Source organism: Clostridium polynesiense (assembly GCF_000820705.1).
GTDB lineage: Bacteria > Bacillota > Clostridia > Clostridiales > Clostridiaceae > Clostridium_AA > Clostridium_AA polynesiense.
On sequence record NZ_CCXI01000061.1, the window covers coordinates 1 to 11,532 of the forward strand.

General features: G+C 31.2%; 10 protein-coding genes and 2 pseudogenes. 11 read left to right on the forward strand and 1 reads right to left on the reverse strand.

Translation table 11 applies throughout. The annotated features are described in order from the left end of the window. From mltG to TA89_RS05530, 5 genes and pseudogenes are all read left to right on the forward strand, one after another. Positions 1-689, forward strand: a 689-nt coding sequence (gene mltG, locus TA89_RS05510; protein ID WP_040211587.1) for an endolytic transglycosylase MltG, incomplete at its 5' end; no start/stop codon positions are given. A 12-nt stretch (positions 690-701) separates the two neighbouring features. Then, complete coding sequence (locus TA89_RS05515; RefSeq protein WP_040211589.1) at positions 702-1,352, forward strand: O-methyltransferase; 651 nt, start codon at positions 702-704, stop codon at positions 1,350-1,352. Further along, positions 1,349-2,579, forward strand: a pseudogene (locus TA89_RS05520) (peptidase U32 family protein). The gene TA89_RS05515 and the pseudogene TA89_RS05520 overlap by 4 nt, the downstream one beginning before the upstream one ends. Beyond that, on the forward strand, positions 2,579-3,199 hold the full coding sequence (gene udk, locus TA89_RS05525) for a uridine kinase (RefSeq protein WP_040211590.1): 621 nt from the start codon (positions 2,579-2,581) through the stop codon (positions 3,197-3,199). Before TA89_RS05520 ends, udk begins: the two are co-directional and overlap by 1 nt. Positions 3,200-3,258: 59 nt before the next feature. Continuing rightward, complete coding sequence (locus TA89_RS05530; RefSeq protein ID WP_040211591.1) at positions 3,259-4,884, forward strand: penicillin-binding transpeptidase domain-containing protein; 1,626 nt, start codon at positions 3,259-3,261, stop codon at positions 4,882-4,884. A gap of 63 nt (positions 4,885-4,947) precedes the next feature. Here the strand turns inward: TA89_RS05530 and TA89_RS05535 are convergent, their stop codons facing one another. Further along, entirely contained in the window at positions 4,948-5,304 is a 357-nt protein-coding gene (locus tag TA89_RS05535) for a YmaF family protein (protein WP_082023856.1), read from the reverse strand. A gap of 196 nt (positions 5,305-5,500) precedes the next feature. Between TA89_RS05535 and sigK the strand changes: the two genes are divergently transcribed. The 6 genes and pseudogenes from sigK to TA89_RS05570 all read left to right on the forward strand — a co-directional run. Further along, positions 5,501-6,202 carry an RNA polymerase sporulation sigma factor SigK gene (sigK, locus tag TA89_RS05540; RefSeq protein WP_040211593.1) on the forward strand — a complete coding sequence of 234 codons (702 nt, stop codon included), beginning with the start codon at positions 5,501-5,503 and terminating at the stop codon, positions 6,200-6,202. Positions 6,203-6,281: 79 nt separating this feature from the next. Continuing rightward, a complete protein-coding gene (gene aroE / locus TA89_RS05545; RefSeq protein WP_040211595.1) occupies positions 6,282-7,037 on the forward strand; it encodes a shikimate dehydrogenase in 756 nt (251 codons plus the stop codon). Positions 7,038-7,058: 21 nt separating this feature from the next. Continuing rightward, positions 7,059-8,111, forward strand: coding sequence for a type IV pilus twitching motility protein PilT (locus tag TA89_RS05550; protein ID WP_082023857.1), 1,053 nt, complete (start codon positions 7,059-7,061; stop codon positions 8,109-8,111). Positions 8,112-8,656: 545 nt separating this feature from the next. Further along, positions 8,657-9,934 (forward strand): glycosyltransferase family 2 protein, encoded by a 1,278-nt coding sequence (locus tag TA89_RS05555; RefSeq protein WP_040211597.1) that lies wholly within the window; start codon positions 8,657-8,659, stop codon positions 9,932-9,934. A 129-nt stretch (positions 9,935-10,063) separates the two neighbouring features. Continuing rightward, positions 10,064-11,104: a cell division protein FtsA gene (gene ftsA, locus TA89_RS05560; RefSeq protein WP_040211598.1), complete on the forward strand. Its 1,041-nt coding sequence runs from the start codon at positions 10,064-10,066 to the stop codon at positions 11,102-11,104. Between the two features lie 203 nt (positions 11,105-11,307). Next, positions 11,308-11,532: pseudogene (locus tag TA89_RS05570) on the forward strand (cell division protein FtsZ); the annotation flags it as partial.

Genomic DNA, 11,532 nt, shown 5'->3' on the forward strand with positions numbered 1-11,532 from the left:
ATAATTCAGTTAAAGTAACTATTCCAGAAGGCTTTGATATTAATAAAATAGCATTAAAGCTTCAAGAAGCCGGATTGGTAGAAAAAGAGGCTTTCATTAATTCAGTAAAGGATTATGCAGCACCAGAGTATATTAAATCATCTAAGGACAAAAAATATAATATTGAAGGCTTCCTCTTTCCTGATACCTATTCATTTAAAAAGGGGTCCAGCAATAATGAAATAATTGAAAAAATGATGAAGAGGTTTGAGGAAGTACTTGAAGAATCTGAAAAAGAATTAAATAAAAGTGTTTCTAAGGATAAAATTGAAGAAACAATAATTATTGCTTCTATGATTGAAAAAGAAGCCAGGAATAAAGAAGAAATGCCAATAATAGCTTCTGTTATGAAGAATCGCATCAATAAAAAGATGCCTCTTCAGATAGATGCAACGGTGTTATATGCGTTAGGAACTCATAAAGAAATAGTAACATACAAAGATTTAGAGGTTAATTCACCTTATAACACATATAAGATACCTTCTCTGCCTGCAGGACCAATTGCAAGCCCAGGTAAAGAAGCAATTAAAGCTGCAATAAATCCTGCTGAAACAAATTATTTGTATTATTTATATGATAAAAAAGGCTCTCATTTTTTCACAGCGGATTATAATGAGTTTTTAAAGAAAAAGAATGAATTCGGATACTAGCGGAGGATTTGGATGAATGGAATAACATATGATTATATGGAGGATTATATTAGAGGCCTGCTTCCTGAAAATAGCGGTGTACTTAATGAATTAAGAAGCTTTGCAGAGAAAAAAAATGTCCCTATAGTTCAGAAGGAAACTGCTAGGTTTCTTGAATTAATGGTATCTATTCAAAAACCTAGAAAAATTTTAGAGTTAGGGACCGCAATAGGTTATTCAGCCATATTAATGAGTGAGGCGTTAAATAATAAAGTAGATATAACCTCAATTGAAAGAGATACAAACATGATAGCAGAAGCTGAAAAGAACTTTGCTAAATATGGATTTGACAACATAAATATACTTCAGGGTGATGCCTTAGAGGTTCTTGAGAATTTAAATGAAAAATATGATTTGATTTTTATGGATGCTGGAAAAGGTCATTATAATCATTTTCTTCCCAATTGCTTAAGACTTCTTTCTGAAGAAGGAATAATCATAGCTGATAATGTACTATTTAGAGGTATGGTTGCTAATAATGATTTACTTAAAAGAAGAAAGATAACTATTGTAAAGCGTATGAGAAAGTATTTAGAAGAAGTAAATGCGGATTCTGATTTAATAACCTCGGTAATTCCTATGGGGGACGGAATAGCAGTTACAAGAAGGAGGTTAAAACTATGAAAGCACCAGAGTTATTAGCTCCAGCAGGGAGTTTAGAAAAATTTAAAAACTGCAATAGATTATGGAGCTGATGCTGTTTATTTAGGCGGGAGCAGACTTAATTTAAGAGCTTTTGCAGATAATTTCTCTACGGAAGAAATACGAGAAGGCGTTTACTATGCTCATAAAAGAGGGAAAAAGGTTTATGTGACTCTGAATGTTTTTCCTCATAACTCAGATTTAAATGGCTTAGAAGAATATTTAATTCAGTTAAATGAACTGAATGTAGACGCAATAATAGTATCTGACCCCTCTATCATAATTACTGCTAAGGAAGTTGTTCCTGATTTGGAAATACATTTAAGTACACAAGCAAATAACGTCAACTGGAAAGCTGCACAGTTTTGGCACGCCGCTGGTGTTAAAAGAATCGTTCTTGCAAGAGAGTTGTCTTTGAAAGAAATTAAGGAAATAAGAAGTAAATTATCAGAAGACTGTGAGTTGGAGGCCTTTATCCACGGATCAATGTGCATGTCATATTCAGGAAGATGTTTGCTGTCGAATTATCTCACCGGCAGAGACGCAAATAGGGGAGCATGTGCGCAACCCTGCAGATACAAATATTATTTAATGGAAGAAAAAAGACCGGGGGAATACTTTCAAGTTATTGAAGATGATAAGGGTACATATATAATGAATTCAAAAGATTTATGTATGATTGAACATATACCTGAACTTATAAAAAGTGGAATTCATTCCTTTAAAATAGAAGGTAGGATGAAGAGTTCTTATTATGTTGCTGCTGTTGTAAAATCATACAGACAAGCAATAGATGAATATTTGAAAAATCCTGAATCATATGAGTTTGATAGAAAGTGGATGGATAACTTAAATAAAGTTTCACACAGACAATATCATACCGGTTTTTATTTTGGAGAGAAGAAAAAACAGATTTATGAAACATCATCATATATAAGAGACTATGATATAGTAGGTGTTGTTAAGTCCTACGATAAAGAAAACAAAAGAGCAGTTATTGAACAGAGAAACAAAATTTTTGAAGGGGATAAGGTAGAGGTTTTAAGACCAAAAGGGGATAATTTTGAAATTTCAATTATAGATTTAAAAGATGATCAAGGTAATACCATTGACTCTACACCCCGTGCTCAAATGGTTTATAGTGTATATAGCGACATTATACTTGAAGAAAAGGATATGCTTATAAAAGGCAAGGGGGAAAATAATTGATGAAAAAGCCCATTCTTATAGGAATTACAGGTGGAACAGGGTCTGGAAAGAGTACTGTTGCAAAGGAGATATATAAAAAGTTTACAGAAGATTGTATAGCTATGATAGAGCAGGATTCTTATTACAAAGATCAAAGCCATTTATCCCTTGAAGATAGAGTTAAAACTAACTATGACCATCCGGATGCTTTTGATAATGAGCTTTTAGTTGAGCATTTACAGAAATTGCTTAAAGGATATAGTATAGAAAAACCTATATATGACTTTTCTATCCATAACAGAAAAAAAGAAACTATAAGAGTTGAACCAAAAGAAATAATAATTGTAGAAGGAATTTTAGTACTTGAAGATCCAAAATTAAGAGATATATTAGATATTAAAATTTATGTTGATACTGATGCAGATGTGAGGATAATAAGAAGATTAGTCAGGGATATCAACGAAAGAGGAAGAACAGTTGAATCGGTGATAAATCAATATCTAAGTGTTGTAAGGCCGATGCATCTGCAGTTCACTGAGCCTACAAAACGGTATGCCGATATTATAATTCCCGAAGGCGGTCATAATAAAGTTGCTATAGATATATTAGTTGCAAATATTAAACAAATATTGCAAAAATAGAAATAAGGTATGAAACATCTTCCCATGGGCAATAATCTAGCTGGGGAGGTGTTTTTTTATTGTTTTATAGAATAGATAAAATTAGATTAATTAAAATAAAAGCTATGGTACTTTTATTATTCCTACTGTTAAGTATAAGATTATCATACTTTCAGTATTTTAAAAGAGATTATTTTAAAGGATTAGCAGACGATCAATATATTTATCACGAAAAAATATCCGATATAAATTATCAGCTTTTAGACATAAGGGGCAAGTATTTAAATAATGTAGTACCAAAGTATTCAGCAGTATTTGATGCGAGATTATTTAAACTAAACAATTATGAGGCTAATTTAGATAACTTAATGGCATTGAACTACATAATAAAGGAAGTAGATGAAAGTTTTGACGTTAATAATATACTCAACAAAAGTTCTGGTAAAATTTATATAAATATAGATGAAAAAACTCATTATAAAATACAGCAGATTGCTGGAAAAATTAAAGGTGTATACAGCTGGAGATATGATAGCTTAGATAGAACTGACAGTTGGAATATTACAAATGTAATAACAAATTTGAATAGTTGGAATGATAGATCAAAGGATTATAACTCCATAGAAGGAGGGTTAAAATCATTAATCAGAGATAATAAAGCAGAAATTAAATTTCAAGTTAATAAAAGCGGGTATATAAAAGAAGCAGGGTATAAGCTACCCAATAAAGCAAATGTTTTTTTGACCTTGGATAGTGATTTACAAAGTAAAATTAAAAAAATTTTGTTGAATGAGAAGTTTAATAGATTTTCACAGATTGGAGCCGTGCTTATAAAAGCTGAAACAGGAGAAATTAAAGCAATTGTGCAAAAAAATGATAATCAGCCTAATATTAATATAGCAGCATCACTACAAGGATATCCTCCAGGATCTACCTTTAAGCTTCTTACTGCAGAACTCGCCCTTGATAAAGGCGTTATTTCTAAAGACGAAAAATTAACATGCACAGGTAAATACTGTAAGAAAAATAACCTGTCTCATCCCCATGGAAGAATTAATTTAGAACAGGCTATTAATTACTCTTGTAATGATTATTTTATCGAAATAGGAAATAAGATTACAACAGATGAGATAATTAAGTATGCAGAAAAGAATGGATTTTTAAGTAAAATATTAAATTTTAATGATGAGGCATCAGGGGTATTAAATAAACCTCAAAAGGATGAAACAAATAATAATTTAGTTTTGGGATACAGCATTAATGCAACTCCGGTTCAAGTAGCAGCAGCAATTTCTCCTATTGTAAATAATGGTAAATTAATTAAGCCTTATATTATTAAAAAAATCACGGATTTAGATAATAATGTGATAAAAGAGTTTACTACTGAATCAAGTATAGTTACCTCAAATAAAACAGCAAATACTATTAAAAGCTACATGAGAAGCACAGTTACTAATGGTACTGGAACCGTAGCAAATATTAGCGGTATGGATGTTGGAGGAAAAACAGGAACGGCTAGCTCTTTTGATGGAAAAGCAATGCATACTCACGGATGGTTTGCTGGATATTTTAAAAAAAATAATGAGCAGTACATTTTAGTTACTTTTGTACCTAATATAGACGGTAAAAATGAATTAGGCGAAGAGTTTCAGGGAAGTAATACCGCCGGAGTAGTGTTTAAAGATATTTTATTATGTCTTAAATAAAAAAACAAAATTATAGAAGCACCATTAATAGTGCTTCTATAATTAAATACACATTTATGACTATTAAATCAAGGGTTTTTCTATTAAAGTTGCAAAGATAAAATCATGGGCATGACCATCATTTGTGGTGGTTGTGTCTTTGGCTAAATGAACGTGCTTACCGTTACCTACATCTACAGCTGGACCGGTAGTAGTACAAATGCTGTGATAATGGTCATAAAAATCTGTAGTAGTTCTAATTTTGTGAACGTGAGAACCACCGCAGTAAATTGCTTCACCGGTTACTCCTGCAAATCTGTGATTGTGGAGATCAGTGGATTTTTCTGCTATTTTTGTGCTTCCAAGAAATTCATGAACATGCTCTTGTTCGTCATGGCATGGGTCTTTTCCATGTTGGTAATCATCATACATACATTTCATTTGTAAACCTCCTAATATAATTGAAGATAGTATATAATATGACGAATAAAATCATATAGTGAAATAAAAATAAGATAATAATAAGAAATATAGATATCAATAATACTAATTGTATTTATAATTACCTGTTGAAAGTGTCAACAAATTTAGAGTTCTTGAATAAAATATTAATAAGCACTATTGGGAGGAGCAACTAGTGTTTGTTATTAATTATATTATAGATGTGCTAGGAAACATTGCATTTTTTACAGGTTATATAAGTGGTGGTAATTCATTTCCTAAACCGCTGGATGAAAAAGAAGAAGAAGAATATCTCAAAAAATTAAGAAATGGTGATCAAGACGCAAAGAATATTTTGGTTGAAAGAAATCTGAGGTTAGTAGCACATATAGTTAAAAAATATACTTATCCAGGAAAGGATATTGATGATTTAATCTCCATAGGTACAGTAGGCCTTATTAAAGCTATTGATTCCTTTGATATATCTAAAGGTACTAGACTTGCTACTTACGCAGCCAGATGTATAGAAAATGAAATATTAATGCTTATAAGAAATAATAAGAAAGCAAAGGGAGAAGTTTATCTTCAGGATCCTGTAGGAGTGGATAAGGAAGGTAATGAAATTTGTCTTATGGATGTTTTAAGCAGTGAAGATGATTCAATAACTGAAATAGTGGAAAACAAGATTCAGATAAAAAAACTATATTATAAAATATACAATTCACTTCAAGATAGGGAAAGAGCAATTATTGAGATGAGATATGGATTCATAGACGGAAATTGTATGACACAGAGAGAAATTGCAAAGCTTTTGGGAATATCTAGATCATATGTTTCTAGAATTGAAAAAAAGGCTTTGAAAAAGCTTTTAAAAGAATTAAGTGGTAAATTCAAATGACACTCTTAAATCCTCTTAATGCATCTGTATTAAGAGGATTTTATATTATTATGTAGAATAAATAAATGAGGTGTATAAAATGAAAAGGTGTGGTTTATTAGGCAGAAATATTCAATATTCCTTATCTCCTAAAATACATAATGAATACTATATAAAAAATAATCTTCCTTTCACATATGAATTATTTGATGTTGGTCAGCAGGAATTAGAAGACTTCATGGTAAACTGTTATGAAAATAAAATAATTGGTTTTAATATAACTATTCCATACAAGGAAGCTGTATTGGATTTTCTTGATGAATTAAAATATCCATCAGATAAAATTGGAGCTGTTAATACTGTTAAGATAGCGGAGGACGGAAAGAAGATTGGCTATAACACTGATTATTTTGGTTTTATAGAAAGTCTTATGGAAAACGATATTGATGTTAAAAATAAACGGGCATTGATAGTGGGAAGCGGAGGTTCAGCAAAAGCTGTATATATAGCTTTAAAGGATTTAAAAGCTAAAAATATTTCAGTGTTATGCCGTAGAATAGAAAAGGCAGGTATGTTTTTTATGGATGCTGATATAATAAAGTACCATAATATATCCTTAAACAAATATGATCTAGTAATTAACTGTACTCCCTTAGGAAATATTAATTTCAAAGGAAAGCCTATAGAATTGCTGGATTATAACGAAGATTTAATAGTGTATGATTTAAATTATATTCCTGAGAAATCTGAATTTATTATGGATGCAGAATCAAAAGGGCTCAAAGCTATAAATGGTAAGTCAATGCTCATAAATCAGGCTATACACTCAATTAATATATGGAAGGAACTAATATAGTTCGTATGAGGAGGTTAAAAATTGGCAACGTTAAAAGAACTATTGGAAATGACTGTTAATCAAAATGCATCGGACCTGCATCTTACAGTAGGTTTACCGCCTACCATAAGGGTGAATGGTAAGCTGTCTCCCTTTAGCAATGTTAAATTAACACCGAAAGACACTGAAAAGTTTTCTAAGGAAATATTAGGTGAACTTTATGACAGCTACATAGCAGAAGGAGAAATAGATACCTCTTATTCGATTCCAGGATTAGGAAGATTTAGAGTTAATGTCTTTAAGCAGAGGAACAGCAGTGCAATAGCAATCAGAGTTATTAAATTAAAAATACCTACGCTTCAAGAGTTAGGGCATCCACCGGTTATAAAAGAACTTTTAAATAAAAAAAGAGGACTTATTTTGGTTACAGGACCTACAGGCAGCGGTAAAAGCACTACATTAGCAGCTATGATAAATGAAATAAATAATACCCGTGACGGCCATATAATAACTTTGGAAGATCCTATTGAATATCTTCACAAGCACAATAAATGTATAATAAACCAAAGAGAAATTGGAAAAGATTCTAAAAGTTATAAGAATGCATTAAAATCAATTCTTCGTGAAGATCCTGATGTTATATTAATAGGAGAAATGAGAGATATAGAAACTATATCTATTGCTATAACAGCAGCGGAAACAGGGCATTTGGTTCTTTCCACATTACATACTATTGGAGCAGCAAAAACAATTGACAGGATTATCGATGTTTTTCCTCCTTATCAGCAGCAGCAAATACGAATTCAGCTTTCCGCAGTGCTTCAGGGGATTATATCCCAACAGCTTGTTCCAACATCACAGGATGAAAGAACTGCATCTTTAGAGATTATGGTTGCTACCCAGGCAATTCAGAATATGATAAGAGAAGGAAAGACTCATCAGATAGAATCGGCTGTACAAACAGGCGGGAAATATGGAATGAAAACTATGGACATGGCTTTAACGGAACTATATAAAAAGGGAGTAATAAGTGAAGAAACAGCTTTAACCCATAGTGTAGATAAAGAAATGATAACTCGAATGTTAATGTTATAAATTAAAGACAGAAAAAAGCAGTTCTAAAAGAACTGCTTTTATTGACTTAAAAAGCCAGATAATCATACATTTTAATACATCCATCTCGGTTACAATTATTAGGTTCCTTATTTTCTTTTTTTAATTCCTTCAGCAAGCTGCTTATTAACTCTCTTTTCATATTATCCCTCCATCTATATTTAAGTTATGGAAATAATATAAAAGCTAGCCAAAGGACTCGTCTTTTCGATGAAACAAAGACTGCTGGAAACAGCTAACTTTTTTTGCTCATCTCATAAATATGACCTCCTAATAATTTTATAATATTGCAAATATTCTAAATATATTATAACATATATATTTTACAATTACAATTTTTAGATTTGTATAAAATGAAGAGGTTTTCTAATAAAAATGTTATAATGTATATATAAAGCCATTTTTTATGCTTGTATTGGTAAAATATAATAATATTGTTATTGAATAATATTATATTTTACAAAACATATATAGTATTTAAATCATATTTGTGCTAAAATAACTGTGATACAGGGGGGATAATAACTATGGAAATAGTCAAATCAATTGCCCAATCACCGTTTACAATAGTATTTACTAATATAGTCTTGATAATATCAATGTATTATTTAATATTATCATTTTTTGGTATTGCAAGGTTTAAAAAATTTAAAAACTTTGAACCTACAAAAAGTTTTGCTATAGTGATTGCGGCACACAATGAAGAAGCAGTAATAAAAGATATAATAGAGAGTTTAAAAAAAATAAATTATCCGTCGCACCTATATGACATCTTTGTTATAGCTGATAATTGTACTGATAAAACCGCACAAATATCAAAAAAAGCAGGAGCTATAGTATACGAAAGAACAAGTAAAGAAAAAAAAGGTAAGGGCTATGCTCTTGAGTGGATGTTTGACAAGTTGTTTAAAATGAATAAAAAATATGATGCTGTTTCGATTTTTGATGCAGATAATCTTGTTTCCAGCAACTTTTTATTAGAAATGAATAAAATGCTTTGCTCAGGATATAAGGTTGTACAAGGGTATTTGGACAGTAAAAATCCTAAGGATACCTGGATTACTGGAAGTTATTCAATATCATTTTGGACTTCTAACAGAATGTTTCAGCTTTCAAGAAGTAATTTAGGATTGTCTAATCAATTAGGCGGTACAGGATTTTGTATTGATATGGAAATATTGAAAGAGTTAGGCTGGGGGGCCACCTGTTTAACTGAGGATTTAGAGTTTACCTGTAAATTGGTGTTAAATGGATATAAAGTAGGCTGGGCACACGATGCTATAATATATGATGAAAAGCCTTTGACTTTATCTCAATCCTGGTCTCAAAGGAAAAGGTGGATGCAGGGATTTGCTGATGTTTACAGCAGGTATTTCCCTAAGCTGGTTAAAAGGGCTATAACTAAGCTGGATTTTGTGGCTATAGATTGTGCGCTTTACAGCGTTCAGCCTATTATAATAATTTTATTGGGATTAGCAATGGTGCTAAACTATATTATTACTATATTTGCTGCTCCTGAACTCTTAAATGAAGCCATTAGAACAATACAGAGTGCTAACATACAGATTACAAAAGTCTTTGGTGTACTGCTTTTTGTTTTTCAGTTTCTATATACTCCATTTTTATTATATCTGGACAAAAAACTTAGCTGGAAGGTATTCTTTTATTATCTTATATATCCCATATACTCTATTACATGGATTCCTATAGCAATTCAAGGGATAATGAATAAGAATAATAAGGAATGGTCACATACTCAACACACTAGAAGTATTGGCATAAACGAATTAGAGAAAGCTAATTAAAAAACAGCCTTTGGCTGTTTTTTTATATATAATAATATAATTAATTTACAAAAAATATAGAGGAAATTAATTTGATGTGTTGAATATATATTTAAAACCTATGAAAAAAGGAGGAATAATCGAAGGAATATGGACGGCAAAATAATTGTTGGAATAGATATCGGTTCATCGGAAATATGCGCTGTAGCAGGAAAATCTGATCTGTCTGGAGAAATAGAGATAATTGGAAAGGTTAAAAAATCCTCCAAAGGCATTGACAGAGGCAGGGTAACTGATTTATTTGGAGCCTCTGCATCTTTAGAGGACGTTATTATGGACTTGGAAAGTATTATAGGTACTAAAATCAGTGACGTTTTTCTGGCAATTTCAAATGGAACTGCTGAGCTAATTGAAACAGAGGCTTCAGTTATGATTTCCAGTATAGAAAGAAAAGTAACCAGGAGAGATATAGAAAGAGTTTATGAATCAGCAAAACAAGTGACCTCACTCAAAGGTAGAAATATAATTGAATTTGTTAATGTAAAATTTATTTTAGACGGCGATAAAGAGACTGAAAATCCAGTAGGCATGAACTGTGATAATCTATACATTAAGGCTACTGCCGTTTCTGTGGATGATTCAATATATGACGGTTACTATAAATGCTTTTTAAAAATCGGAAAGAATATTGAAGGTATACGGTTATCCTGTGAAGCTGCTTCTCAGTTATTAATAGACGATATTGACAAAATGAGAGGAATTGCACTAGTAGACAGCGGAACTTCTAAAACTGATATATCTATTTACACAGCGGGAAGACTGCAGAATATCACTCAGATTCCTCTTGGTGGTGCCAATATTTCTAATGACATAAAATATTGCTTTGAAGTTGGTGATAATGAAGCAGAAAAAATTAAAGAACAGCTGAAATTTGATGGTAATGACTTAATGAATAATATAACTAATAACTATGACAGCAAAATGGCTGAAGAAGTCGTAGAGGCTAGGATTAATGAAATTATTTCATACATTAACCAATCGTTAAAGGATAGTGAAGATGGTTACGATATAAGTAATGTAATACTATATGGAAATGGTTTAACTCATTTTAATAATATCAGGGATAAATTTTCAGAAACCATGGGTAAAAATATTGTTATCGTTAGAAATGAGGATTATAAGCTTACATAATTCTAAATTTATTAATGCTTGGGGGCTTGTTACTCTTATACATTTTGAGTTAAAATGTAAATATAATATGGATTTTGTAGCATCACGATATAGTGATAAAAATAACGATGTAAACCAAAACTATAAAAAACGCAAAACAGAGAATAAGATTTTTTCAAAAATGAAAAGTTTTCTAGAGGATTTTTTCTAAAGGAGGAATTAATTTGTTGGATTTTGACGTAGATGTTCAGGAGTTTGCAAACATAAAGGTAATAGGTTGTGGCGGTGGAGGAAGTAATGCCGATAATAGGATGATTATAGATGGATTAAAAAACGTTGAGTTTATTGCGATTAATACGGATAAGCAGGCTTTAATGCTATCTAATGCTTCTCAAAAAATACAAATTGGAGACAAGCTAACTAAAGGATTAGGAGCGGGGGCTAATCCT

Coding starts and splice junctions, on each gene's coding strand:
- udk (WP_040211590.1), top strand. CDS start 2,579: ATGAAAAAGCCCATTCTTATAGGAATTACAGGTGGAACAGGGTCTGGA.
- TA89_RS05515 (WP_040211589.1), top strand. CDS start 702: ATGAATGGAATAACATATGATTATATGGAGGATTATATTAGAGGCCTG.
- TA89_RS05535 (WP_082023856.1), bottom strand. CDS start 5,304: ATGAAATGTATGTATGATGATTACCAACATGGAAAAGACCCATGCCAT.
- TA89_RS05555 (WP_040211597.1), top strand. CDS start 8,657: ATGGAAATAGTCAAATCAATTGCCCAATCACCGTTTACAATAGTATTT.
- ftsA (WP_040211598.1), top strand. CDS start 10,064: ATGGACGGCAAAATAATTGTTGGAATAGATATCGGTTCATCGGAAATA.
- aroE (WP_040211595.1), top strand. CDS start 6,282: ATGAAAAGGTGTGGTTTATTAGGCAGAAATATTCAATATTCCTTATCT.